This is a genomic window from Helicobacter pylori (genome assembly GCF_017594925.1).
GTDB classification, from domain to species: Bacteria; Campylobacterota; Campylobacteria; order Campylobacterales; family Helicobacteraceae; genus Helicobacter; species Helicobacter pylori_DP.
In genome coordinates this window covers 19,358-45,457 of the sequence record NZ_JAALNT010000001.1, presented here as the reverse complement: position 1 = coordinate 45,457, position 26,100 = coordinate 19,358, and the positions used below count along the sequence as shown (strand labels likewise).

Annotated in this window: 24 protein-coding genes and 1 pseudogene; 24 read left to right on the top strand and 1 reads right to left on the bottom strand. The window is 38.8% G+C overall.

The window, feature by feature from the left end:
- The first annotated feature begins 134 nt into the window (after positions 1–134).
- The 19 genes and pseudogenes from G6069_RS00185 to G6069_RS00095 all read left to right on the top strand — a co-directional run bounded on the left by G6069_RS00185 (position 135) and on the right by G6069_RS00095 (position 17,757).
- Positions 135–822: pseudogene (locus G6069_RS00185) on the top strand (BsaWI family type II restriction enzyme).
- On the top strand, positions 819–1,574 hold the full coding sequence (locus tag G6069_RS00180; RefSeq protein ID WP_197293005.1) for a DNA-methyltransferase: 756 nt from the start codon (positions 819–821) through the stop codon (positions 1,572–1,574). The pseudogene G6069_RS00185 and the gene G6069_RS00180 overlap by 4 nt, the downstream one beginning before the upstream one ends.
- 72 nt (positions 1,575–1,646) lie before the next feature.
- Complete coding sequence (locus G6069_RS00175) at positions 1,647–4,217, top strand: ATP-dependent Clp protease ATP-binding subunit (protein WP_197293004.1); 2,571 nt, start codon at positions 1,647–1,649, stop codon at positions 4,215–4,217.
- A gap of 56 nt (positions 4,218–4,273) precedes the next feature.
- Complete coding sequence (locus tag G6069_RS00170; RefSeq protein ID WP_197293081.1) at positions 4,274–4,993, top strand: cytochrome c biogenesis protein CcdA; 720 nt, start codon at positions 4,274–4,276, stop codon at positions 4,991–4,993.
- 9 nt (positions 4,994–5,002) lie between these two features.
- Positions 5,003–6,136 carry an amidohydrolase family protein gene (locus G6069_RS00165; protein ID WP_197293003.1) on the top strand — a complete coding sequence of 378 codons (1,134 nt, stop codon included), beginning with the start codon at positions 5,003–5,005 and terminating at the stop codon, positions 6,134–6,136.
- Positions 6,124–7,350, top strand: a complete 1,227-nt coding sequence (locus G6069_RS00160; RefSeq protein ID WP_197293002.1) for an adenosine deaminase — start codon at positions 6,124–6,126, stop codon at positions 7,348–7,350. The genes G6069_RS00165 and G6069_RS00160 overlap by 13 nt, the downstream gene beginning before the upstream one ends.
- Positions 7,351–7,410: 60 nt before the next feature.
- On the top strand, positions 7,411–7,653 hold the full coding sequence (locus tag G6069_RS00155) for a nuclease (RefSeq protein ID WP_000780053.1): 243 nt from the start codon (positions 7,411–7,413) through the stop codon (positions 7,651–7,653).
- Positions 7,654–7,662: 9 nt separating this feature from the next.
- A complete protein-coding gene (gene miaB, locus G6069_RS00150; RefSeq protein WP_197293001.1) occupies positions 7,663–8,976 on the top strand; it encodes a tRNA (N6-isopentenyl adenosine(37)-C2)-methylthiotransferase MiaB in 1,314 nt (437 codons plus the stop codon).
- Positions 8,977–9,014: 38 nt separating this feature from the next.
- Complete coding sequence (locus G6069_RS00145) at positions 9,015–9,668, top strand: lysophospholipid acyltransferase family protein (RefSeq protein WP_150180835.1); 654 nt, start codon at positions 9,015–9,017, stop codon at positions 9,666–9,668.
- Positions 9,661–10,641, top strand: coding sequence for a PilM family protein (pilM, locus tag G6069_RS00140; protein WP_197293000.1), 981 nt, complete (start codon positions 9,661–9,663; stop codon positions 10,639–10,641). The genes G6069_RS00145 and pilM overlap by 8 nt, the downstream gene beginning before the upstream one ends.
- Entirely contained in the window at positions 10,631–11,164 is a 534-nt protein-coding gene (locus G6069_RS00135) for a PilN family protein (RefSeq protein WP_126443316.1), read from the top strand. Before pilM ends, G6069_RS00135 begins: the two co-directional genes overlap by 11 nt.
- Complete coding sequence (gene pilO, locus G6069_RS00130; RefSeq protein WP_120807453.1) at positions 11,161–11,700, top strand: PilO family protein; 540 nt, start codon at positions 11,161–11,163, stop codon at positions 11,698–11,700. The genes G6069_RS00135 and pilO overlap by 4 nt, the downstream gene beginning before the upstream one ends.
- A gap of 16 nt (positions 11,701–11,716) precedes the next feature.
- Positions 11,717–12,115, top strand: coding sequence for a YkgJ family cysteine cluster protein (locus G6069_RS00125; protein WP_197292999.1), 399 nt, complete (start codon positions 11,717–11,719; stop codon positions 12,113–12,115).
- Positions 12,116–12,151: 36 nt separating this feature from the next.
- The gene (locus G6069_RS00120) at positions 12,152–13,447 is read left to right on the top strand and encodes a tetratricopeptide repeat protein (RefSeq protein WP_197292998.1); all 1,296 of its coding nucleotides are present in this window, start codon (positions 12,152–12,154) and stop codon (positions 13,445–13,447) included.
- Positions 13,435–13,992 carry a beta/alpha barrel domain-containing protein gene (locus tag G6069_RS00115; protein ID WP_197292997.1) on the top strand — a complete coding sequence of 186 codons (558 nt, stop codon included), beginning with the start codon at positions 13,435–13,437 and terminating at the stop codon, positions 13,990–13,992. Before G6069_RS00120 ends, G6069_RS00115 begins: the two co-directional genes overlap by 13 nt.
- Before the next feature lie 56 nt (positions 13,993–14,048).
- A complete protein-coding gene (locus G6069_RS00110) occupies positions 14,049–14,303 on the top strand; it encodes a YfhL family 4Fe-4S dicluster ferredoxin (protein WP_000055463.1) in 255 nt (84 codons plus the stop codon).
- A gap of 9 nt (positions 14,304–14,312) precedes the next feature.
- The gene (locus G6069_RS00105; protein WP_197292996.1) at positions 14,313–15,767 is read left to right on the top strand and encodes a Ppx/GppA family phosphatase; all 1,455 of its coding nucleotides are present in this window, start codon (positions 14,313–14,315) and stop codon (positions 15,765–15,767) included.
- Positions 15,764–16,774, top strand: coding sequence for a lipopolysaccharide heptosyltransferase I (gene waaC / locus G6069_RS00100; protein ID WP_197292995.1), 1,011 nt, complete (start codon positions 15,764–15,766; stop codon positions 16,772–16,774). The genes G6069_RS00105 and waaC overlap by 4 nt, the downstream gene beginning before the upstream one ends.
- On the top strand, positions 16,771–17,757 hold the full coding sequence (locus G6069_RS00095) for a lipid A biosynthesis lauroyl acyltransferase (RefSeq protein WP_197292994.1): 987 nt from the start codon (positions 16,771–16,773) through the stop codon (positions 17,755–17,757). The genes waaC and G6069_RS00095 overlap by 4 nt, the downstream gene beginning before the upstream one ends.
- 243 nt (positions 17,758–18,000) lie before the next feature.
- On the opposite strand, the gene tgt is transcribed toward G6069_RS00095, so the two are convergent.
- Positions 18,001–19,116 (bottom strand): tRNA guanosine(34) transglycosylase Tgt, encoded by a 1,116-nt coding sequence (gene tgt, locus G6069_RS00090; protein ID WP_197292993.1) that lies wholly within the window; start codon positions 19,114–19,116, stop codon positions 18,001–18,003.
- A 56-nt stretch (positions 19,117–19,172) separates the two neighbouring features.
- On the opposite strand from tgt, the gene G6069_RS00085 reads away from it, so the two are divergent.
- From G6069_RS00085 to G6069_RS00065, 5 genes are read left to right on the top strand one after another with little or no spacing between them, the layout of a single operon-like run.
- Positions 19,173–20,609, top strand: a complete 1,437-nt coding sequence (locus G6069_RS00085) for a COG3400 family protein (RefSeq protein WP_197292992.1) — start codon at positions 19,173–19,175, stop codon at positions 20,607–20,609.
- Positions 20,610–20,613: 4 nt separating this feature from the next.
- Positions 20,614–21,645 carry a 3-dehydroquinate synthase gene (gene aroB / locus G6069_RS00080; RefSeq protein WP_197292991.1) on the top strand — a complete coding sequence of 344 codons (1,032 nt, stop codon included), beginning with the start codon at positions 20,614–20,616 and terminating at the stop codon, positions 21,643–21,645.
- Positions 21,636–23,207 carry a mechanosensitive ion channel family protein gene (locus G6069_RS00075; RefSeq protein WP_197292990.1) on the top strand — a complete coding sequence of 524 codons (1,572 nt, stop codon included), beginning with the start codon at positions 21,636–21,638 and terminating at the stop codon, positions 23,205–23,207. The genes aroB and G6069_RS00075 overlap by 10 nt, the downstream gene beginning before the upstream one ends.
- Positions 23,204–24,460 carry a tRNA (N(6)-L-threonylcarbamoyladenosine(37)-C(2))-methylthiotransferase MtaB gene (mtaB, locus tag G6069_RS00070; RefSeq protein WP_197292989.1) on the top strand — a complete coding sequence of 419 codons (1,257 nt, stop codon included), beginning with the start codon at positions 23,204–23,206 and terminating at the stop codon, positions 24,458–24,460. Before G6069_RS00075 ends, mtaB begins: the two co-directional genes overlap by 4 nt.
- Positions 24,447–26,099, top strand: a complete 1,653-nt coding sequence (locus tag G6069_RS00065) for an AAA family ATPase (RefSeq protein WP_197292988.1) — start codon at positions 24,447–24,449, stop codon at positions 26,097–26,099. The genes mtaB and G6069_RS00065 overlap by 14 nt, the downstream gene beginning before the upstream one ends.
- Position 26,100 lies beyond the last annotated feature (1 nt).

Below are 26,100 nucleotides of genomic sequence, written 5' to 3'. Positions count from 1 at the left end.
ATTAGCAATACTTTTAGGCAGAATATCTAAAATTTGCATTTCATTATTTATCATAAGTTTGTTTTAAATGCGAGCCATTATCAAAAAGTTTTGTATTATAATTTGATGGATTCCTGTTGATTAAGGTGTTTGGATTGGGTTTAGCCGATGTTATTTTAGAGCGTTTTAAAGATTTTATGAGAGAACAGCCTGAGCCTTACAAGTTTTTACAGGTTTTTTACGCACAAGAAAAAGAACGCTTTTTAAATGATAAAATGAACGATTATATCAAGCGAAATAAAAGCAAGGAAGAGGCTAGTATTTTAGCCAGACAAGGCTTTGTCAGCGTAATTGGAAGGGTGTTAGAAAAAATCATAGAACTTTTATTAAAAGATTTCTGTATTAAAAACAATGTCAAAATGACGAACGATAAAATCTTAAGGGCTAAGCGCATCAATGGCGAGCTGGATAAGGTCAAACGGGCTTTATTGGTGCATTTTGGAGAGTATAGCGTTTTGCCAGATATTATTCTTTATCAAACCAACAAGGATACTATCAAAATTCTAGCGATTTTATCGGTAAAAAATTCGTTTAGAGAGCGTTTCACAGAAACGCCTTATTGGAAATTAAAACTTTTACAATCGCCCATAACTTCTCACATTAAAGTTTTCATGATAACACCAGATAACGATGATGAGATCAGTTTTAAAGACAAGCCTAAAGGCTAGGATCGTCATGGAGCATGAATGAGATGGCCTTTATTTAGCCAAAAGCCATTTTGATCAAAGCTCTAAGATTAAGGGCATAGAAAATTTGTTAGAAGATTTAAAAAGGCTTTTATGAAACCTTATTTCAGTTTGGAAAAATTGGATTTATACCATGGCGATGCGAGCGTTTTAGAGACTTTTGAAAAAGGTTTTTATGATTTATGCATCACTTCACTGCCCTATAATTTGAGTATTGAATATCAAGGGAGTGATGATTTTAGGGCTTATGATGATTATTTGAATCGGTGTAAAAATTGGCTTAAAAATTGTTATTTTTGGGGTAAGGAACAGGCGAGATTGTGCTTGAATATCCCTTTAGACACGAATAAACATGGCAAGCAAAGTTTAGGGGCTGATATTACTATAGTGGCTAAAGAATGCGGTTGGAAATACCAAAATACGATCATTTGGAATGAAAGCAATATTTCAAGACGCACCGCTTGGGGGAGTTGGTTGCAAGCTAGTGCGCCTTATGCGATCGCTCCTGTGGAGTTGATCGTTGTTTTTTATAAAAACGAATACAAACGAAAAAAACAAACTTCTACGATGAGTAAAGAGGAATTTTTGCTCTATACGAATGGGTTATGGAGTTTTAGCGGTGAATCCAAAAAGCGCTTAAAGCACCCAGCCCCATTCCCAAGGGAATTACCCAGGCGTTGCATTAAATTGTTTTTTTTAGAAGACACGATTTTTGATCCTTTTAGCGGATCTGGCACGACTATTTTAGAGGCTAATGCTTTAGGGCGTTTTAGCGTGGGTTTAGAGATTGAAAAAGAATATTGCGAATTGTCTAAAAAGCGTATTTTAGAGAGTTTGTCGTTAGTGTGATCGTTTTAAAAACCTTTGAGGGTTAAAATAGTGTAAAATAGTAAAAATTTTAAAACCCAAAAAGGATTGATAATGAATTTATTTGAAAAAATGACTGACCAATTGCATGAGACTTTAGACAGTGCACTCGCTTTAGCCTTACACCATAAAAACGCTGAAGTAACGCCCATGCACATGCTTTTTGCCATGCTCAATAACTCCCAAGGCATTCTTATTCAAGCCTTACAAAAAATGCCTGTGGATATTGAAGCTTTAAAACTTAGCGTTCAAAGCGAGTTAAACAAGTTCGCTAAAGTTTCACAAATCAGCAAGCAAAATATCCAATTAAACCAAGCTCTAATCCAAAGTTTAGAAAACGCTCAAGGCTTGATGGCTAAAACGGGCGATTCTTTCATCGCTACCGATGTGTATCTTTTGGCGAATATGAGCCTTTTTGAAAGCGTTCTAAAGCCTTATTTAGACACTAAAGAATTGCAAAAAACTTTAGAATCTTTAAGAAAAGGCAAGATTATCCAGGATAAAAACGATGATTCCAATTTAGAAAGTTTAGAAAAATTTGGCATTGATTTGACGCAAAAAGCCCTAGAAAATAAGCTGGATCCCGTGATCGGGAGAGATGAAGAAATCATTCGCATGATGCAAATTTTGATCAGAAAAACAAAAAATAACCCTATTTTACTGGGCGAGCCTGGAGTGGGGAAAACAGCGGTTGTGGAAGGGTTAGCCCAACGCATTGTGAATAAGGAAGTGCCTAAAACGCTTTTAAACAAACGGGTTATCGCTTTAGATTTAAGCTTATTGGTGGCTGGGGCGAAATACAGAGGCGAGTTTGAAGAGCGTTTGAAGAAGGTGATTGAAGAAGTTAAAAAAAGCGCGAATGTGATTTTATTCATTGATGAAATCCACACGATTGTGGGGGCTGGGGCTAGTGAGGGGGGCATGGATGCGGCTAATATTTTAAAGCCTGCACTCGCTAGGGGGGAATTGCACACGATTGGAGCGACCACTCTAAAAGAATACCGCAAGTATTTTGAAAAAGACATGGCGTTACAAAGGCGTTTCCAACCCATTTTACTCAATGAGCCTAGCATCAATGAAGCTTTACAGATTTTAAGGGGGTTGAAAGAAACTTTAGAAACGCACCATAATATCACCATCAACGACTCCGCACTCATAGCGAGCGCTAAACTCTCTAGCCGTTATATCACCGATAGGTTTTTACCCGATAAAGCGATTGATTTGATTGATGAGGGGGCGGCCCAATTAAAAATGCAAATGGAATCAGAGCCGGCAAAACTCTCTAGCGTGAAGCGCTCCATTCAAAGACTAGAAATGGAAAAACAAGCCCTTGAAATGGAAAAAAAAGAGAGCAATGCCAAACGCATGCAAGAAATCCTTAAAGAATTGAGCGATTTGAAAGAGAAAAAAATCCAATTAGAAGCGCAATTTGAAAACGAAAAAGAAGTGTTCAAAGAAATTTCACGCTTGAAAATGGAAATGGAGGGCTTGAAAAAAGAGGCTGAAAGGTTTAAACGCAATGGGGATTACCAGCAAGCGGCTGAAATTGAATACTCTAAAATCCCTGAAAAGGAAAAGAAAGAAAAAGAATTGCAGCACAAATGGGAAGCGATGCAACAAAACGGGGCGTTGTTGCAAAACGCTTTAACCGAAAACAACATCGCTGAGATCGTGAGCCAATGGACGCACATCCCAGTCCAAAAAATGCTCCAAAGCGAAAAAAATAGGGTTTTAAACATTGAAAGCGAATTGCAAAAAAGAGTGGTGGGGCAAGAAAAAGCAATTAAAGCGATCGCTAAAGCGATTAAAAGGAATAAGGCTGGGCTTAGCGATAGCAATAAACCTATAGGGAGTTTCCTCTTTTTAGGGCCAACAGGCGTGGGTAAAACCGAGAGCGCTAAAGCCTTGGCGCAATTCTTGTTTGATAGCGATAAAAATCTTATACGAATTGACATGAGCGAATATTTGGAAAAGCACTCTATAAGCCGTCTTATTGGGGCCTCTCCTGGGTATGTGGGCTATGAAGAAGGCGGGCAATTGACCGAAGCGGTGCGTAGAAAGCCTTATAGCGTGGTGCTGTTAGATGAAGTGGAAAAAGCCCATCCGGATGTGTTTAACCTCTTGTTGCAGGTTTTAGATGAGGGGCATTTAACCGATAGTAAGGGCGTGAGGGTGGATTTCAAAAACACGATTTTGATTTTAACCAGCAATGTGGCTAGCGGTGCACTTTTAGAAGAGGATTTGAGTGAAGCCGACAAACAAAAGGCGGTTAAAGAGAGCTTGAGGCAATTTTTCAAGCCGGAATTTTTAAACCGCTTAGATGAAATCATCTCCTTTAACGCTCTAGATAGTCATGCTATCATTAATATCGTGGGGATACTCTTTGAAAACATTCAAAAAAAAGCTCTTGAAAGGGGCATTAATATAACCCTAGACGAAAAGGCAAAAGAATTGATCGCCGAAGCGGGATTTGACAGATTTTATGGTGCTAGACCCCTAAAGCGCGCGCTCTATGAAATGGTAGAAGACAAGCTCGCTGAACTCATTTTAGAAGATAAAATTAAAGAGAATGACAGCGTGGCGTTTGTGGTAGAAAATAACGAGATTGTGCCTAAGATTAAGTGAGCTTTTGTTATCCTAAAAAAGACAAGAAATGGTTATTTTTAAAAAAGGATTGAATGATGTTTGATAACACGCTTGTTAATCTCTTTGACACAGCGCCTCTTTTAACTTCGCTTTTAGCTGGGATTTTAACTTTTTTAAGCCCTTGCGTGTTGCCTTTGATCCCGGCGTATATGTCTTATATTTCTCAAATTTCTTTAGAGGATATTAAAGATGGTAAGGCTAAAAGGGTTTCGGTTTTTTTAAAATCCTTGATGTTTGTGGTGGGGTTTTCGCTCGTGTTTTTGGGCGTGGGCATGTCTATGGCCAAGCTTATCCATAGCTTTTCGTTTTCCTGGGTGAATTATATCGCCGGGGGGATTGTGATCCTTTTTGGTTTGCATTTTTTAGGCGTGTTTCGTTTTTCATTTTTGTATAAAACCCAAAGCGTTCGTTTGGCGAGCAAATCTAATAGCATGCAACGCTTTTACCCCTTTCTTTTGGGCATGAGTTTCGCTTTGGGCTGGACGCCATGCATCGGGCCGATATTCACTTCTATTGTGATCATGAGCGCGAGTAAGGACGCTTATGGCTTAATGCTTATGGTGGTGTTTGTAATGGGCTTGGCGATCCCTTTTTTATTAGTGGCTTTAATGCTAGAAAGAGCGCTTTTATTTTTAAAATCCTTAAAGAAATACAACCGCGCGATTGAAATTGTTTCAGGGTTGGTGCTTATTTTAATGGGAATACTGATCATGACAAATTCTTTAGAAAGCCTGACTAACTTTTTACAAGAATAGGAGGGTTTGATGCTGTTAAAAAACGCTTCGTTTTATGATGATGAGAATTTAAAAAGAGCGGATATCCGCTTAAAAGATTCTCTCATTATAGAGATTAAAGAAAACTTAAGCCCTACCAAAAATGAAGAAGTGATTGAGTGCAGGGATTTATTCGTGCTGCCAAGCTTCATTGATTTGAGCGTTACTGGTTTGGAGGGTTATGAAAATTTAAAACAAAAGGCTTTTAAAGGGGGGGTGGGGTTACTCAACGTTTTTGATTGCGATCAAAGCGGCATTAAAAACATCATGGCACTCAAAAACAACCAACTAGCCGACATCGCCACGCTTAAAAATAGGGGGGGGGAAATTTTAATTGCGCCATCTGACGCTTTTTTAGAACTCATCAGCCACTACGCCAAATCCTACAACTTGCCTCTTTTAATTTCTTTAGAAAATTCTTTTGAAGCCCTAAATAGTGGGGCATTAGCCTATGAATTGGGGCAGAATTTTGTGGACAATGCGTTTGAAAACACGCGCTTGGTGCGTTTCATGGAAGTTTCTAGAGCGTTACAAATCCCTGTGCTTTTAGATAAAGTGAATAGCATCACCACGCTCAAACTCATCAAAGCCTTTAACAATTTAGGAGCGAAATTACAAGCCCAAACGCCCTTAAGCCATTTGATCTTAGATGAGAGCGTGTATGAAGATTATGAACCCCGATTTAAAATCGCTCCTCCTTTAAGGGATAAAGAAGGTCAAAACGCCCTAAAAGAAGCCCTAAAAAATAACGAAATCGCCATGCTCACAAGCCTTCATGCTTTTAAAAATTCTAACGCAGAGCTTTTTGAAGAAAGCGCGTTTGGGTGTGAGAGCATAGAGGACGCTTTCAGCGTGGCTTACACTTTTTTAGTTCAAAAGGAGGTTATCAGTTTCCAACAGCTCATTAAAGTCATGGCGATTAACCAAGCGAAGTTTTTAAAACTCAATGCAGGCGAGGTTAAAGAAAGCCAATTAGCCAATCTCATGATTGTAGATTTAAACGCTCAAACAAGAGTGAGTAATCAAAATTCGCCCTTTTATGGTTTGGAATTGTATGGCGAAGTGCAAAGAATGATCTTAAAAGGGCAAACCACATTTATTAAGGAGAATGCATGCAAATCATAGGAGCGTCTTTAGTTTTTTTGTGTAATGAAAAATGCGAAGTGTTAGAAGATTATGGCGTGGTCTTTGATGAAAAGATTGTTGAAATAGGCGATTATCAAAGTTTAACGCTTAAATACCCCCACTTAAAGGCGCAGTTTTTTGAAAATTCCGTTCTGTTGCCCGCTTTTATCAACGCGCACACCCATTTTGAATTTTCCAACAACAAGGCGAGTTTTGATTACGGGAGTTTTTCTGGCTGGTTAGGGAGCGTGTTGAACAATGGGGGAGCGATTTTAGAAAATTGCCAAGGGGCTATTCAAAACGCTATCAGCACGCAATTAAAAAGCGGGGTGGGGAGCGTGGGAGCGATTTCTAACCACCTGATAGAAGTTAATTTATTGAAAGAAAGCCCCTTGAATGCTGTCGTGTTTTTAGAGTTTTTAGGGAGCAGTTATTCTTTAGAAAAATTAAAAGCGTTTGAGGCCAAATTTAAAGAGTTAAAAGATTTGGAAGATGCAAAACTTAAAGCGGCTCTGGCTGTGCATGCCCCTTATTCGGTGCAAAAAGACATGGCTTTGAGCGTCATCCAATTAGCCAAAGATTCACAAAGCTTACTTTCTACGCATTTTTTAGAATCGCGTGAAGAATTAGAATGGGTAGAAAATTCTAAAGGGTGGTTTGAAAATTTTTACCAGCATTTTTTAAAAGAGTCTCATTTTAAATCGCTCTATAAGGGTGCGAACGATTACATTGACATGTTTAAAGACACGCACACTTTATTTGTGCATAACCAGTTCGCTTCTTTAGAAGCGTTAAAAAGGATTAAATCTCAAGTCAAAAACGCTTTTTTAATCACATGCCCCTTTTCTAACCGCCTATTGAGCGGGAAAGCGTTGGATTTAGAAAGAACTAAAGAGGCTGGTTTGAGCGTGAGCGTGGCCACTGATGGCTTGAGTTCTAACATTTCGCTGAGCCTTTTAGACGAATTAAGAGCGTTTTTGCTCACCCATAACATGCCGTTATTAGAATTAGCTAAAATAGCCCTTTTAGGGGCGACTAGGCATGGGGCTAAAGCTTTAGCTTTAAATAATGGCGAGATAGAAGCCAACAAGAGGGCGGATTTGAGCGTGTTTGGTTTTAATGAAAAATTCACTAAAGAGCAGGCGGTTTTGCAATTTTTATTGCATGCTAAAGAAGTGGAGCGCTTGTTTTTAGGGGGGAAAAGGGTGATCTAATTTGTTTTAAAGACAGAATGCGTTAAAATGAGCAATCCAAATCAATTAAGGAAAGAGTCAATGAAATTAGTTTTAGCCAAGAATACGAGAAAATCAGACGCTAAGAGCGTGGAATTGGAGGATTTGTATAAAAAATTCAATGAAGACAAGCGTTCTATTTTTTATTTTGCCCCCACAAACGCCCACAAAGACATGCTCAAAGCGGTGGATTTTTTCAAAGAAAAAGGCCATACGGCTTATTTAGATGAGGTGAGGGTCAGCACTGATGAAAAAGATTTTCTTTATGAATTGCACATTATTTAAAGGCTTGTATTGAAAGTTTATATTGAAACCATGGGTTGTGCCATGAATTCTAGGGATAGCGAGCATCTACTAAGCGAACTATCCAAACTAGACTATAAAGAGACCAATGACCCTAAAATAGCGGATTTGATTTTAATCAACACTTGCAGCGTACGCGAAAAACCTGAAAGGAAATTGTTTTCAGAAATCGGTCAATTCGCTAAAATCAAAAAACCCAACGCCAAAATCGGGGTTTGCGGGTGCACTGCAAGCCACATGGGAGCGGATATTTTGAAAAAAGCCCCAAGCGTGAGCTTTGTGTTAGGGGCTAGGAATGTGTCTAAAATCTCTCAGGTGATCCATAAAGAAAAAGCGGTTGAAGTGGCGATTGATTATGATGAAAGCGCGTATGCGTTTGAATTTTTTGAAAAAAAGGCTCAAATCCGATCGTTACTAAACATCTCTATAGGTTGCGATAAGAAATGCGCTTATTGCATCGTCCCGCACACTAGGGGAAAAGAAATTTCTATCCCTATGGATTTGATTTTAAAAGAAGCTGAGAAATTGGCGAGTAATGGCACTAAAGAGCTCATGCTTTTAGGGCAGAATGTGAATAATTACGGCGTTCGTTTCAGTAGCGAGCATGCGAAAGTGGATTTTAGCGATTTGTTGGATAAATTGAGCGAAATTCCAGGCATTGAAAGGATACGATTCACTTCGCCTCACCCCTTGCACATGAATGATGTATTTTTAGAACGCTTTGCCAAAAACCCTAAAGTGTGTAAGAGTATCCACATGCCCTTACAGAGTGGATCTAGCGCGGTGTTAAAGATGATGCGAAGAGGTTATAGTAAAGAGTGGTTTTTAAATCGGGTGGAGAGGTTAAAAGCTTTAGTGCCTGAAGTGGGCATCAGCACGGATATTATCGTGGGCTTTCCTAATGAGAGCGATAAGGATTTTGAAGACACGATGGAGGTGCTAGAAAAAGTGCGCTTTGACACGCTCTATAGTTTCATTTATTCCCCACGCCCTTTCACTGAAGCGGGATCTTGGAAAGAAAGAGTGCCATTAGAGGTTTCATCTTCAAGGTTAGAGAGGTTGCAAAACAGGCACAAAGAAATTTTAGAGGAAAAAGCCAAGCTAGAAGTGGGTAAAACGCATGTGGTGTTGGTGGAAAATAGGCGTGAAATGGATAATCAAATCGTGGGTTTTGAAGGGCGTAGCGATACGGGGAAATTCATTGAAGTAACTTGTAAAGAAAAAAGAAATCCGGGCGAGCTTGTAAAAGTGGAGATTGTTTCTCATTCCAAAGGGCGCTTGATAGCGGCCATTAAAGGCAACTAATCAAAATAACCAATGAAGAGCGGGTTTAAAGGCAAGAATTGAGCTTAAAATTTTTCAGGAAAAGTATCGTTTTAAAGGTTGTCCCTCGTTTGGCGTTTGGAGTCCTTTGGTTGTTGCATAAAACTTGTAAAAACCGCTATTTTTTAGCTCAAAATTTAAAAGAAAAACCCTTTATTGTAAGCTGTTGGCATGGGGAGCTTGGCATGATTGGGTTTGCGTATTTAAGGCTTGAAAAACCTTCTGTTTATGTGATCGCAAGCCAGCATTTTGACGGCTCTATTGCGGCGGGTTTGTTTGAAAGCTTTGGTTTTAAAAACATTAGAGGCTCTAGCAAAAAAGGGGGGGTTAAGGTTTTGATAGAGGGGCTTAAACGATTGAAAGAAGGTTGCGATGTCGCTATCACTCCTGATGGCCCTAAAGGCCCACGACACAGCATAGCGGATGGGGTGATCGCTTTAGCTCAAAAATCAGGCGTGGGGATTAGCGCTTGTCGGGTGGTTTGTAAAAACGCATGGCGGTTGAACACTTGGGATCAATTTGAAATCCCTAAGCCTTTTAGCGAAGTGTATTATTACATGCTAGAATCGGTAATCATCCCTAAAGAATGGGAGCTTTCAAAGGCTAAAGAATATTTAAAGACGCGCATGGATTCTGTTGGGTTTGAAGAACCTCAAAGGGGTTTGGGTGCTTAAAGGGTTAAAAAAAGCGTTTAAAGAGAGGTTTTGCTCTCAAGTGTATATCTCTTTTAATGTGGATCACAATCTTTTATCCGCTCAAATTTTAAGGGTTAAAAACCACCGCATTAAAGAGAAATTTTTTAAAACTTTTGAGACTAAAGTGGAAACAAAAAACGGCGAAGTCCCCATTCAAGCCTTAAAAATCGCCAGAAGTTATAGCCAAAAATACCCCTACACTTATTTTAGCGCGATGAGTAAGGCTAAAGAGGTTTTATGCGAAAAGCAGGCGTTTGAACAAATCAAACAAGAAAATCAAGATTATCAGGCTTGTGAAGTCAATCAAAAGTATTGCGTTTATGTGGAATCTAAGGATTTTTTAAAGGATTTCAAGCGTTTTAAAATCCAGGATGTGGATTTTTTGTTTTCGCCTTTTAGCCTTATTTATGATTTTGTGCGCGATAATTTAGAAAACAAGCCGTTGTTGTATCTGCTTTTAGAGCGTTCAAGGTTTTATTTTTTGATTGCGGATAAAAAAGAGATTTTTTTAGCCAAATCCGTGTTTTTAGAAGAGCAACCTGAAGAGTTTATAGAGGGCAAAGAAGAAGATTCTATGGGAATGAGTAGTGAAGCTGTGAATTTGTTTTTGAGCGAAATCCAAGAAGATATTGACAGCCTTGAAGAAGCGATGGGGCTAGATAGCAGTAAGGATAGTAAAGAAAAAAATGAGGACGCTTATAGTTTGATTGAAGGCATGACGAATATCCCCTTAATTGCAAATGTTTTGCAAGAGGGGTTGCGTGGCGTCTATCATTCTAGAGAGATAGACTTTGTAGAAAAAGTGGTTGTTTTAGACAGCTGTCAAATCCACCACAAAGTGTTAATGCATTTGCAAGAAACTTTGATGATAGAAGTGGATAGGCTTGATTTTTCTTTAGTGGAGCGCTTGAACATTTTAGCGCGCATGGAGAATGAAAAGCATGCGTTTTAGTTACATTGAGCCAAGAGCGAAATACCTTATCAGCAAGCTTTCTAAAATTTGGGTTTTTTACATTTTTTTATCTTTTGTGGTGATAGGGGGGTTAGTGTGGTTTATGCATAACGCTATTAAAAGCACTCAAGACAACGCGTCCAGTTTGACGATCCAAGAAAGGCTCTACCGCCATGAAATCAGCCGCTTACAGGTTAAGACTGATGAAACCTTAAAACTCATTAAAGAAGCCAAAAAGCGTTTGAATTATAACGATGATATACGAGATGTTTTGCAAGGGCTTTTGAATATTGTGCCGGATTCCATCACTATTAATAGCATTGAAATAGACCAGCAAAGCGTGGTGGTTAGTGGTAAAACCCCTTCTAAAGAAGCCTTTTACTTTTTGTTTCAAAACAAACTAAACCCCATGTTTGATTATTCTAGGGCGGAATTTTTCCCTTTAAGCGATGGGTGGTTTAATTTTGTTTCCACCAACTTTTCTAATTTCTTACTGATAAAAAACCCGGAGTCTATTAAATGAAGCCATTGCATTTTTCACACCTGGACAGAGAACAATCAGGCGATGTAGGGTTTATCATCAAAAACCTTGTTTTTTTAGGGGTTTTTTCCTTATTGGGTTGGCTCAATACCGAGTATTTTCTATGGCCTAGCATGCTGGAATTAAAAAAAATCCTTTTAGAAGAAAATCGTAAAAAAAGCGTTTTAGAATACGCGCAAAGGCATTTTGAAACAGCTCTAGCAAACTATCGCAATCAAAAAGAAACCAGCGAATCTTTGTTAAAGATTTTTAATGATGAAGAGTCCAGGCGGATTTTAGAAAAGATTTTAAAAAAATGTTTTGATGCCTATAAAATCAAACCCTTGCTCTCTCAAAACCCCCTTCAAAAAACCCAGTTTTTTATCATGGCCAGAGCGAGCGAATTAGAAAAGACCTATCTTTTTTTCACCTTAATCAACAAATATTTACCGAGCGCTCAAAGCCAATTGCCCTTAAAGATTTCTAAAGATAGCGACGGGCTGTTGGTGCAATTTAGCGTGAGTATTGATCTCCAATAGGATTAAGGGTAGTTTAATGCGAGATTTTGATTTCAGTTTTAACCCTAAGGCATGCGAGGGCTGTGGGGCAAAGTGTTGCGTAGGGGAAAGCGGGTATATTTTTTTGAATATCCAAGAAATGCAACAAATTAGCGCTTTTTTAAAATTAGAATTAGAAGAATTCAGTCAAAAATACGTTAAAAAGGTAGGGTATAAGTTCTCTTTATTAGAAAAAGACGCTAAAAAGTTGGGTTTGGCGTGCGTGTTTTTGGATTTAGAAACCAAAAAATGCCAGATTTATAGCGTGCGCCCTAAGCAATGCCAAACTTTTCCTTTTTGGGAGAGCGTGAAAACTTTCTCTAAAGAGCAAAAAGAAGCTTTTTGTCAAAGCTGTCCGGGCATCACACAAAAAACCAAAGAAACTAAAGTGTGCTAAAATTCACTTTAGTTACACAAAAAAGGAAATAAAATAATGGATATTCCAATAAAGAAAAGGTTTTTAGCAAATATATTGCTTTTTAGTCTGTTTTCTTGCCTTAAGGCTGAAACCCTTTCAGAAGATCATCAAATCCTGTTGAGTTCAGACGCTTTCCATAGAGGGGATTTTGCAGCCGCTCAAAAAGGCTATATGAATCTTTACAAGCAAACCAATAAAGTGGTGTATGCTAAAGAAGCGGCCATTTCAGCGGCGAGTTTAGGGGACATTAAAACCGCTATGCATTTAGCCATGCTCTATCAAAAAATCACCAATAATCGTAACGATGTTTCTATCAATAAGATTTTAGTGGATGGCTATGCGCAAATGGGGCAGATTGATAAGGCGATTGAACTATTACACAAAATCCGCAAAGAAGAAAAAACCATAGCCACAGACAATGTGTTAGGGACTTTGTATCTGACTCAAAAGCGTTTGGATAAGGCTTTCCCGTTGTTGAATAAGTTTTATAACCAAGTGCATGATGAAGACAGCTTAGAAAAACTCATTACAATCTATTTTTTGCAAAACCGCAAAAAAGAAGGCTTGGATTTGTTGCAATCTCATATAGACAGGTATGGTTGCTCAGAGCAATTGTGCCAAAAAGCGCTCAACACCTTCACGCAATTTAACGAGCTTGATTTGGCTAAAACGACTTTTGCTCGTCTGTATGAAAAAAACCCTATTGTTCAAAACGCCCAATTTTACATAGGGGTATTAATCTTGTTAAAAGAGTTTGATAAGGCCCAGAAAATCACAGAATTATTCCCTTTTGATAGGCGTTTGTTGTTGGATTTATACACCGCGCAAAAAAAATTCGATCAAGCTTCCAAACAGGCTTCTTTAATCTATCAAGAAAGAAAAGACCCTAAATTCTTAGGCTTAGAGGCGATTTATCATTATGAAAGCTTGAGCGCGAATAAGAAAAAGCTCACCAAAGAAGAGATGCTGCCCATTATTCAAAAATTAGAGCAAGCCACCAAAGAGCGCCAAGCATGGCTTGCTAAAACTAAAGATAAAGAAGACGCGCAAGACGCTTTCTTTTATAATTTTTTAGGGTATTCCTTAATAGATTATGACATGGATATTAAAAGGGGCATGGATTTTGTGAGGAAAGCCTTAGCGTTGGATTCTGGATCAGTGCTTTATTTGGATTCTTTAGCATGGGGTTATTACAAATTGGGGAATTGCTTGGAGGCTAAAAAAATCTTTTCTAGCATCGCTAAAGAGTCTATCCAAGCCGAACCTGAATTGAAAGAACACAATAAAATCATTCAAGAATGCAAGAAATAGGGATTTTAGAAAATTTACAAAAAAGCTTAGCCTTAAAAGAGGGCATGCTTTCTTATGAAATGCTAGGTAAAAGCCTGTCGTATAACCCTTACTTGCCTAGAGTCATTCCTCAAACCAAAGATTGTGTTTTTGTAACCCCTGATGAGGTTTTAGAAAAGCTTTTGAAAGAAAACACCCACACCGATTGCGTCATTGTCAATTTCAAAGGATTATACGAAATAGGTGTGCCAAGCGTGTTTGATTTAGAAATCTTAGGGTTATTGCGCCGCCATGCGAGCTCTTTGATAGTCCATGAGGATTTTTTTATCAGCCATTACCAGCTTTTAGAATCGCTTGTTCAAGGCTCTGATGGGGTCATTTTAGATGAAGAGCTTTTGAAAGAAGATTTAAAGGGCATGGTAGAATTTTCTTGGCGTTTGGGCTTGAGCGTGTTTGTAGAAACCCACAAACAAGATTACACTCATTTAAAAGATTTAGGGGTTTTAGGCGTGCTAGAAAAAGTCCCCCATTCTTATAATCAAAAAAAAATAGTCTTTTTAGATTGAATTTTAAGCTAATTTAGAGTAAAAATCGTATTCAAACTTTTTAAAAGGAGTTAGTTATGTCATTATTAGTGAATGATGAATGCATTGCGTGCGATGCTTGCAGAGAAGAATGCCCTAGTGAGGCGATTGAAGAGGGCGATCCCATTTATAATATTGATCCAGACAGATGCACAGAGTGTTACGGGTATGATGATGATGAGCCTCGTTGCGTGAGCGTATGCCCTGTAGATGCGATTTTACCGGATCCTAACAATGCTGAGAGCAAAGAGGAATTGAAATACAAATACGAAAGCTTAAAAGAGCAAGATTAAAGGCTAGCAATGGCTAAAATCACAACCGTGATTGATATAGGCTCTAATTCAGTGCGTTTGGCTGTCTTTAAAAAGACGAGCCAGTTTGGGTTTTACTTGCTTTTTGAGACTAAGTCTAAGGTTAGGATTTCAGAGGGCTGTTATGCGTTTAATGGAATCTTGCAAGAAATCCCCATGCAAAGAGCCGTTAAAGCCTTGAGCGAATTTAAAGAAATTGCCCTCAAATACAAAAGCAAAAAAATCTTGTGCGTGGCGACCTCAGCGGTGCGCGATGCCCCTAATCGGTTAGAGTTTGTAGCGAGGGTGAAAAAGGCTTGCGGTTTGCAAATCAAAATCATTGATGGGCAAAAAGAAGCGCTCTATGGCGGGATTGCGTGCGCGAATTTGTTGCATAAAAATTCAGGGATCACGATAGATATTGGAGGGGGTAGCACCGAGTGCGCGTTGATTGAAAAAGGCAAGATTAAGGACTTAATCTCGCTTGATGTTGGGACGATTCGCATTAAAGAAATGTTTTTAGACAAAGACTTAGAGGTCAAACTGGCTAAAGCCTTTATCCAAAAAGAAGTTTCCAAACTGCCCTTTAAGCACAAAAACGCCTTTGGGGTGGGGGGGACGATCAGAGCGTTGAGTAAGATACTCATGAAACGCTTTGATTACCCTATTGATTCTTTGCATGGCTATGAAATAGATGCGCATAAAAATTTAGCGTTTATTGAAAAGATTGTCATGCTTAAAGAAGATCAATTACGGCTTTTGGGGGTGAATGAAGAGCGTTTGGATAGTATTAGGAGCGGGGCGTTGATTCTATCAGTCGTTTTGGAGCATTTAAAAACTTCTTTAATGATCACTAGTGGGGTGGGGGTGAGAGAAGGCGTGTTTTTGAGCGATTTATTGCGCCACCATTACCATAAATTCCCCCCCAATATCAACCCCTCTCTTATCTCTTTAAAAGATCGCTTTTTGCCCCATGAAAAGCACAGCCAAAAGGTCAAAAAAGAATGCGTGAAATTGTTTGAAGCCTTATCGCCTTTGCATAAAATGGATGAAAAATACCTCTTCCATTTAAAGATTGCGGGGGAATTAGCGAGCATGGGTAAGATTTTAAGCGTCTATTTAGCCCACAAGCACAGTGCGTATTTTATTTTAAACGCTTTGAGTTATGGCTTTAGCCACCAGGATAGAGCGATCATTTGCTTATTGGCCCAATTCAGCCATAAAAAAATCCCTAAAGACAACGCTATCGCCCACATGAGCGCGATGATGCCAAGCCTTTTAACCTTACAATGGCTGAGTTTTATCCTTTCTTTAGCCGAAAATTTGTGCCTGACAGACAGCCACCATTTAAAATACACGCTAGAAAAAAACAAGCTTGTGATCCATTCTAATGATGCGCTTTACTTGGCTAAAGAGATGCTCCCTAAACTCGTTAAGCCCATTCCTTTGACGATAGAGTTTGCTTGAAAATAGCGATTGTCAGGCTTTCTGCGCTTGGGGATATTATCGTTGGCGCAGTGTTTTTGGCGACTATCAAAGAGTGTCTGCCTAACGCCCAAATAGAATGGTTCGTGGATGAAAGATTTGGCGCGATTTTAGAGCATTCCCCTTATATTGATAAATTACACCCCATCGCTTTAAAAAGCGCGCTTACAACCTTGAACCCTTTGAAGATTTTTAAACTTTTTAAATCTTTAAGGGCTTATGAATACGATATAATCATTGACATGCAAGGCCTAGTCAAATCCGCCCTCATTACGCAAATGTTGAAAGCCCCTAAAAAAGTCGGCTTTGATTACGCTTCGGCTAGAGAGGGTTTGAGCGCGTTTTTTTACTCGCAAAAAGTTTCTATCGCTTATGATGAGCCTATTTTAAAACGCAATTTCACGCTCCTTTCTCAAGCCCTAAACTTGCCTAAAAAAGAAATTTCAGAGGGTTTAAACTCTAGATTTAAAGTGTTTTCTTACCAAGATTCTCCAAAAATCAATGCGTTAAATTTGAATCAAAATAAACCAAAAATCCTTTTTGTTTTAGAAACTTCTAAAATCAATAAAACTTACCCTATAGAGCGTTTTAAAGATCTGGCTTTGATGCTAGAAAATTTTCAAATTTGCTTGTTATGGCATGCTGATGAACATAAAGCCACTACGCTTTATCACGCTTTAAAATACCAGCGCGATATATTATTGCTCCCTAAACTCACTTTAAACGAGGTTAAGGCGTTGCTTTTTAAAATGGATGTGATTATTGGGGGCGATACGGGTATTACGCATTTAGCATGGGCGTTGCAAAAAGCTAGCATCACCCTTTATGGCAACACGCCCATGGAGCGTTTTAAATTAGAAAGCCCGATCAATGTTTCGCTCACCGGTAATTCAAACGCCAACTACCATAAAAAGGATTTTTCTATCCAAAATATAGAGCCTAAAAAAATTAAAGAATGCGTTTTAAACATTTTAAAGGAAAAAGAATGACTTATAAAGAACGACTCATACACGAAAAAATATTGAACCAAAACGATAAGGGTTTGAAAACAGAACTGCGCATTTTGAGCATTTTTATCGTGGAATCTTTAGTGAATATTTTGGGGTTTATTTTGGCTAAAATGCCTCATTTGTGGTTTTTAAGGTGCATTAAAGCTTTAGCGTGGCTGATGAGAACCTTTGATAGGCGCCGTTATTTTGACGCTAAAGCCAATTTGGATTTTGTGTTTGGGGATTCTAAAAGCGAAGAAGAGAAAAAAAGGATTATTAAAAAGGGTTATGAAAATTTTGCTTTCATTATTTTAGAAACCATTAGAGTGATCTTTATCCCTAAAGATGAATACGACGCTCGTTTCACGCTCATCAATGAAGAAAACGTGTGGAAGTCTTTAAACAAGGAAGGCCAAGCGATCACTTTATGCATGCATTTTGGCTATTGGGAAGCGGTAGGCACGACTTTAGCACAATATTATGAGAATTATGGTAGGGGGTGTTTGGGGCGTTTGACTAAATTCGCTCCCATCAACCACATGATCATGAGCAGGCGAGAGGCGTTTGGGGTGCGTTTTGTCAATAAAATAGGAGCGATGAAAGAACTCATTAAAATGTATAATCAAGGCAATGGCCTGGTGGGGATTTTAGTGGATCAAAATGTCGTGCCTAAAGATGGGGTGGTGGTGAAATTCTTTGATAAAGACGCTACGCACACCACGATCGCTTCTATTCTATCGCGCCGTTACAATATAGACATCCAGCCGGTATTCATTGATTTTAATGATGATTATTCGCATTACACAGCGACCTATTATCCGAGTATCCGCTCTCAAATCACTGATAACGCGCAAAACGATATTTTAGAATGCACGCAAGCCCAAGCGAGTTTGTGCGAAGAGGTGATTAGAAAGCATCCGGAAAGTTATTTTTGGTTCCACAGGCGTTTTAAAAGCACCCATCCTGAGATTTATCAAAGATAGGGTTTTGAGTGGAATGATAAAAATTAAAAAATGCTAAAAGGCATTTTTTAAAAATAAATAGTAAAGAGCTTGATTTTAATCAAGCGATAATTTCTTAAGGCGGTCTTCTTGGGTTAGGGGGATTTTAAGGGGGAGAATTATTTCAAAATACCCCCCTATCCCCTTAAGAAAATGAGTTTTACTATAAAAATAAAGTTAAAAATCCCATTTTTTAAAAAAGTTAAAAAGTTTTAGTTATACCACTCAATGCGAACAAGAGTGGTATTTTTCTAAAAATTCTTTTTTAAAACTCAAAAACCGCTTTTCTAAAATGGCGTTTCTGGCGTTTTTAACCAGCTCTAAATAAAAATGCAAATTGTGCAAGCTGGCTAAACGAGCGTAAGTGAGTTCTTTAGCCCTAAAGAGATGGTGCAAATAGGCTTTAGAGTAGCGTTTGCAAGCATAACAAGCGCAATTTTCTTCAATAGGGGTATCATCCAATTTATAGGGTGCGTTTTTGATAGAAATCTTGCCAGAATGCGTGAAAAGGGTGGCGTTTCTGGCGTTTCTGGTGGGCATCACGCAATCAAACATATCCACCCCTAAACTGATAGCGTCTAGGATATTTTCAGGCGTGCCTACGCCCATTAAGTAGCGAGGCTTGTCTTTGGGGAGCAAGGGGGCGGTGTGCGCGATCGTTTCTAGCATTTCATCAGCGCTTTCCCCCACCGCTAAACCGCCTATAGCGTAGCCATCAAAACCTTTATGCGTTAATTCCACGCTAAGACTGCGCATTTTCAAATGCGTCCCGCCTTGGATAATGGCAAAAAGGTTGTTGTTGGGGCGGTTTTTTTGCTTGTGGTATTCTAGGCTGAGATTCGCCCATTTAGCGCTTCTTTTAATGGATTCTTCAAGGCGTTTTAAGGGAGCGGGCAAGCCCACTAAATCGTCTAAAACCATCATAATATCGCTATTTAAGGCGTATTGAATGTCCAAAACTTTAGAGGGCGTGAATAGATGCTTGCTCCCATCAATATGGGATTTAAAAACGATCCCGTCTTCTTGCAATTTGACATTATCGCTCAAACTAAAGGCTTGAAACCCCCCGCTATCGGTTAAAAAACTCCCATGAAATTGAGCGAAACGATGCAAGCCCCCTAATTGTTCAACCACTTTCTCGCCCGGTCGTAAATACATGTGATAGGTGTTGGCTAGAATGAGTTTAGCGCCTAAAATTTCTTGCATATCCATAGCGTCTAAAGATTTGATACAGCCTTGCGTGCCTACGGGCATAAAAACAGGCGTTGCCACTTGAGAATGGGCTAAATTTAAAAGACCAGCTCGCGCGTGTTTGTCAATAGCTTGGAGTTGAAAATCCATCGTTTAAGCCTTAATCTTGGATATAATGGCGTAATCATTTTTTAGGAAGTTTGGAATTGAAAAAAATCGCCCTTATTTTAGATGGCATTGTAGCAAAAAATTTTTTAGACTTGGTGCTAAGGCATTATTCTAATCATAATTTTTATATAGTGGTTGTCAAAAATGAGAGCCTTATCCCTAAAAACTACCCGAGCACTTTCGCTTTTTATTGTTTTGATGCGACTTCTAGTTTTAGGCTTTTGCAAGTGTTAAACGATGAGGTGAGCGATGCGTTTTTAATCATACAAGATTTTAAAGAACAGCGCATCATTCATAAAATCATTCAGACCCATTTCAAACGCATGCGCGTGGTTTTGAGCGTGAAAAAAGATGGTGAAAAAACTTTAGAGAATAATGAAGAAAATAAAGATGAAAAGCTTATTTTGATTGATGAGTTTGAAGTTTTAGCCAATAAATTCATTTCTCGTTTGCCTAATATCCCTAGCACCCCTAGAGAGTTTGGGTTAGGCAAGGGCGAGATCATGGAGATTGATGTGCCTTTTGGGAGCATTTTTGCTTACAGACACATTGGCTCTATCAGGCAAAAAGAATACAGGATTGTAGGGCTTTATCGCAACGATGTTTTGTTGCTCTCCACTAAATCTTTAGTCATCCAGCCACGAGACATTCTTTTAGTGGTGGGCAATCCGGAAATTTTAAACGCGGTGTATCATCAAGTCAAAAGCAATGTGGGGCAGTTCCCAGCCCCCTTTGGTAAGAGCATTTATTTATACATTGATATGCGTTTGCAGAACAGAAAAGCGATGATGCGCGATGTGTATCAAGCCTTGTTCTTGCACAAACATTTAAAGAGCTACAAGCTCTATATTCAGGTTTTACACCCCACTAGCCCTAAGTTTTATCATAAATTTTTATCGCTAGAAACCGAAAGCATTGAAGTGAATTTTGATTTTTATGGGAAAAGTTTTATCCAAAAACTCCATGAAGACCACCAGAAAAAAATGGGTTTGATTGTGGTGGGCAGAGAGCTTTTTTTATCTAAAAAACACCGAAAAGCCTTGTATAAAACAGCCACCCCGGTTTATAAAACCAACGCTTCCGGCTTGTCTAAAACCTCTCAAAGCGTGGTGGTTTTGAATGAAAGCTTGGATATTAATGAGGACATGTCTTCAGTGATCTTTGATGTGTCTATGCAGATGGATTTGGGCTTGTTGCTCTATGATTTTGACCCTAACAGGCGCTATAAAAACGAGATTGTCAATCATTATGAAAATTTAGCCAACGCGCTCAACCGCAAGATTGAGATTTTTCAAACCGATATTAGAAATCCTATCATGTATCTCAATTCTTTAAGAAATCCCATTTTGCATTTCATGCCTTTTGAAGAGTGCATCACGCACACGCGCTTTTGGTGGTTTTTATCCACTAAAGTGGAAAAATTAGCGTTTTTAAACGACGATAACCCTCAAATTTTTATCCCTGTAGCGGAGTGAAAGAATGCAAGAAATTTTAATCCCTTTAAAAGAAAAAAGCTATAAAGTGTTTTTGGGGGAACTGCCTGAAATAAAATTGAAACAAAAAGCGCTCATCGTTAGCGATAGCATCGTGGCCGGGTTGCATTTGCCCTATTTATTAGAGCGCTTGAACGCCTTAGAAGTCAGAGTGTGCGTGATAGAGTCCGGGGAAAAATACAAGAATTTTCATTCATTAGAGCGGATTTTAAACAACGCCTTTGAAATGCAATTAAACCGCCATTCTTTAATGATAGCCCTTGGTGGGGGAGTGATAAGCGATATGGTGGGGTTTGCGAGCAGTATTTATTTTAGGGGGATTGATTTTATTAATATCCCTACGACTTTACTCGCTCAAGTGGATGCGAGCGTGGGGGGGAAAACAGGGATCAATACGCCTTATGGCAAGAATTTAATCGGATCATTCCACCAACCTAAAGCGGTTTATATTGATTTAGCTTTTTTAAAAACCCTTGAAAAAAGGGAATTTCAAGCAGGGGTGGCTGAAATCATTAAAATGGCGGTGTGTTTTGGTAAAAACTTGGTAGAAAGATTGGAAACAAAGGATTTAAAAGATTGTTTAGAAGAAGTAATCTTTCAAAGCGTCAGTATCAAAGCTCAAGTTGTTATGCAAGATGAAAAAGAGCAAAATATCAGGGCTGGGTTGAATTACGGGCATACCTTTGGGCATGCGATAGAAAAAGAGACTGATTATGAGCGATTTTTGCATGGCGAAGCGATCGCTATTGGCATGCGCATGGCTAATGATTTAGCCCTTTCTTTAGGCATGCTCACTCTAAAAGAATACGAACGCATAGAAAATTTATTGAAAAAATTTGATCTGATATTTAATTACCAAATCCTTGATCTTCAAAAATTTTACGAACGCTTGTTTTTAGACAAAAAAAGCGAGAACCAAACCCTAAAATTCATTCTGCCCAAAGGCATTGGAGCGTTTGAGGTTGCCTCTCATATCCCTAAAGAAACGATTTTAAAGGTGTTAGAAAAATGGCATTAAGGGTATTATTATTCTTTTGTTTTTTGTTTTTGCAAGCAGAAGATAAAAGCCAGGAGCTATTGTCCATACAAAAACAAATGGCTTTGGTGGATAAAAAACTCGCCAAAGACGATAACGTGTGGTTGAAAAAATTTGAAAACTATAAGATCTACAATCAAATTTATACCGAAAAAGAGAGCGTGAGGCAGGAATTAAGGCGTTTAAAAAACAAAAAAAGCAAGGATTTATTAAAGATTAGCACCTTAGAGCATACCTTAAAGGCTTTAGAGTCCCAGCAAAAAATGTTTGAAAGGTATGGGGTCAATCCTTTTAAGGACTTGATAGAGCGCCCTAATATCCCCAATATCCCTAATATCGCTAACCCTATTGCGATCATTGATGGCATTTCTTTCATTAAGAGCATGCGTTTAAAGCATGAAAGTCTCAAAAGCAACCAGGCCGCTTTAGAAGAAGTTTTAAAGCTTTTAGATCAAAAATACCAACTTTTAAGTCAGTGGCATGCTTTGGATAAAAGCGCGAAACTAAGCGATGAGATTTATCAAACTCAAGCCAAACGCCTGGAATTACAAGGGGCTCAAAACATTCTAAAAACCACGATCGGGATTTTCCAAAAAGACAGCGATGAAGCCATAAGCATTGTCAAATCTCAAGTTAAAAACCAGCTTTTTAAATTGGTTTATGTGTTTTTAGCGGCCCTTTTGAGCGTGGTGTTTGCGTGGATTTTAAAAATCATTTCCAGTAAATACATTGAAAATAATGAGCGCGTCTATACCGTGAATAAAGCCATTAATTTCGTGAATGTGAGCGTGATCGTTTTAATCTTTCTTTTTTCTTATTTGGAAAACGTTACTTACTTGGTAACGGTTTTAGGCTTTGCGAGCGCGGGCTTAGCGATTGCGATGAAAGATTTGTTCATGAGCTTGCTTGGGTGGTTTATCATTTTGATTGGGGGGAGCGTGCATGTGGGCGATAGGGTGCGTATCGCTAAGGGGACGGATATTTTTATTGGCGATGTGTTGGATATTTCTATGTTGCACATTACGATTTTAGAAGACGTAACCTTTACCACTTACACGAATAACAGGAGAGCGGGCCGGATTATTTTTGTGCCTAATAATTATATTTTCACCACCATGTTCGCTAATTACAGCCATTTTGGGATGAAAACGGTTTGGGATGGCGTGGATTTTTGCGTTACATTTGATTCTGATTTTAAAAAAGCTTCTAAAATTGCGCTCAACATCGCTACAGAATTGTCTAAAGAATACACGGATATTACCTACAAACAGCTCAATAAAATGCGCGACCGGTATTCTTTAAGGAGTTTGAGCGTCAAGCCTCGATGCTTTTTGATGCCTGAAAGTAACGGGATAAAAATCTCGGTGTGGTATCAAACCAATTCGTATGCCACCATGTCTTTAAGGAGCAAGATTGTGGCTGAAATCGTTGAAGCTTTTTTGAAAGAAGAAAATATCCATATCGCTTATACCACTAGCAAACTGCTTAAAGTGGATGCTGATTTTTTAGGCGATGGCTTTGGGAATAAAAGGGAACAAAAATGAAAAAAGTCTATTTCAAAACTTTTGGGTGCAGGACGAATCTTTTTGACACGCAAGTGATGGGCGAAAATTTAAAGGATTTTAGCGCGACCTTAGAAGAACAAGAAGCCGATATTATTGTGATCAATTCTTGCACCGTAACCAATGGGGCCGATAGCGCGGTAAGAAGCTACGCTAAAAAAATGGCGCGATTGGATAAAGAAGTGCTATTTACTGGTTGCGGGGTGAAAACCCAAGGCAAAGAGCTTTTTGAAAAAGGGTTTTTAAAGGGCGTTTTTGGGCATGACAATAAAGAAAAGATTAACGCGTTTTTACAAGAAAAAAAGCGTTTTTTCATAGATGACAATTTAGAAAACAAGCACTTAGACACCACGATGGTGAGCGAGTTTGTGGGAAAAACCAGGGCGTTCATCAAGATTCAAGAAGGCTGTGATTTTGATTGCAATTATTGCATTATCCCAAGCGTGAGAGGGAGGGCTAGGAGCTTTGAAGAGAGGAAAATTTTAGAGCAAGTGGGTCTTTTATGCTCTAAAGGGGTTCAAGAAGTGGTTTTAACCGGTACCAATGTGGGGAGCTATGGGAAGGATAAAGGAAGCAATATCGCGCGATTGATTAAAAAATTAAGCCAGATTGCTGGATTAAAACGCATAAGGATTGGGAGCTTAGAACCTAATCAAATCAACGATGAATTTTTAGAGCTTTTAGAAGAAGATTTTTTAGAAAAACATTTGCATATTGCTTTACAGCACAGCCATGATTTCATGCTAGAGAGGATGAATAGAAGAAACCGCACCAAAAGCGATAGGGAATTATTAGAGGTAATCGCTTCCAAGAATTTTGCAATCGGCACGGATTTTATTGTGGGGCATCCGGGCGAGAGCGAAAGCGTTTTTGAAAAAGCGTTTAAAAATTTAGAAAGCTTGCCTTTAACGCATATCCACCCTTTTATTTACAGCAAACGAAAAGACACCCCCTCTAGTTTGATGACTGATAGCGTGAGTTTGGAAGATTCTAAAAAGCGTTTGAATGCGATTAAAGATTTGATTTTTCATAAAAATAAGGCGTTCAGGCAATTGCAACTCAAGCTCAACACGCCCTTAAAAGCCTTAGTGGAAGCGCAAAAAGATGGCGAATTTAAAGCCTTAGATCAATTTTTTAACCCCATTAAAATCAAAAGCGATAAGCCTTTAAGGGCTAGTTTTTTAGAAATCAAAGAGTATGAAATTAAGGAGAGGGAAAACCATGCCGTTTTCTAAATTTTTAGAAAACCTCACCGCTCCCTTTAAACGCATCAAAAACCGCTCGCTTGTTTTGGCGTTAGGGTTTTTGATCCTTACTTTTTGCTTGTTGCTTTTTTTAATCTTAAGCGATGTTTCTAGGCTCATATCGGGTAAGGACTTTTTTTATGTGATCCAGTCTCACCCTAAACAAACTCTAACAGAAGATGAAAATTATTTTTATGCTAACAAGGGTCTTTATAAAACCAACAAAGAAGCCTTTTTGAGGGTTTATAAAATCCCAGAGAGCATGCCCATAGAAAAACGAGAAAGTTTAAACAAGGTTTCTAAAATCTTTTTAGCGTTGCTTTTTTTTATTTCTAGCATGCTTTTTGGGATCTTTTGGCGTTTGCCCAAACGATTGGACACTAAAATGAGTTTAGAAAGCGCGCACAAAAACGAATTAGAAAATGCATTCCAGCGATACGATGCGCTAGGGGTGCGTTTTGAAGACATTGCAGGGGTGGATGAAGTCAAAGAAGAATTATTAGAAGTGATAGATTATTTAAAAAACCCTAAAAAATACCAGGATTTAGGGATTTTCCTCCCTAAAGGCGTTTTATTAGTGGGGCCTCCTGGAGTGGGCAAAACCATGATCGCTAAAGCCTTAGCGAGTGAAGCTAAAGTGCCGTTTTTTTATGAAAGCGGGAGCGCGTTTTCTCAAATTTATGTAGGGGCTGGGGCTAAAAAAGTGCATGAACTTTTCATGCACGCTAAAAGGCATGCCCCCTCTATTATTTTCATTGATGAAATTGACGCCTTGGGTAAGGCTAGGGGAGGGCATAGGAGCGATGAAAGAGAGGCCACGCTCAATCAGCTTTTAACCGAAATGGACGGGTTTTTGCAAAACGATGAGGTGGTGGTGATAGGAGCGACCAACCAAATGGAGGTGATGGATGAAGCGCTATTAAGGAGCAAACGATTTGATCGGCGTATTTTCATTTCTTTACCGGATTTATTAGAAAGGCAGAGCATTTTAGAAAAGCTTTTAGAAAACAAAAAACACGCGCTGGATTACCTTAAGATCGCTAAAATTTGCGTGGGTTTTAGCGGGGCGATGTTGGCGACTTTGATCAATGAAAGCGCTTTAAACGCCCTCAAACACGAACGAAACGAAATCACTGAGAGCGACATTTTAGAAGTGAAAGACAAGATCGCTTATGGCAAGAAAAAGCCCCAAACCTTAGACGAAAACCAAAAGGAATTAGTCGCTTTGTATCAAAGCGCGAAAGCCTTAAGCGCGTATTGGCTAGAAATTGAATTTGATAAAGCGCCTTTATTGGGGGAATTTATCGCTTTTAATGAGAATAAAATCCATAGCGAGAGCGAGATAAAAAATTACATTAAAGTGTATTTGAGCGGGACGATTATTTTAGAGCTGCTTTATAAGGAGCGTTATAGTCTGTCTAAACAAGACTTGCAAAAAGCGAAGTTTTTGAATGAATTTATGGCTAGCGAGCTTCTTTTAACCCCTACAAAAGAGTCTTTAAGCGTTCTTTATGAAGAGCAACTGGAGTTTTTAAAACCGCAAATTGCGGCTTGTAAGCGGTTGAGCGTTTTATTATTAGAGCAAGAATGTTTAGAGCATGCAAACTTCTATGATTTGTTGAACGGGTGAA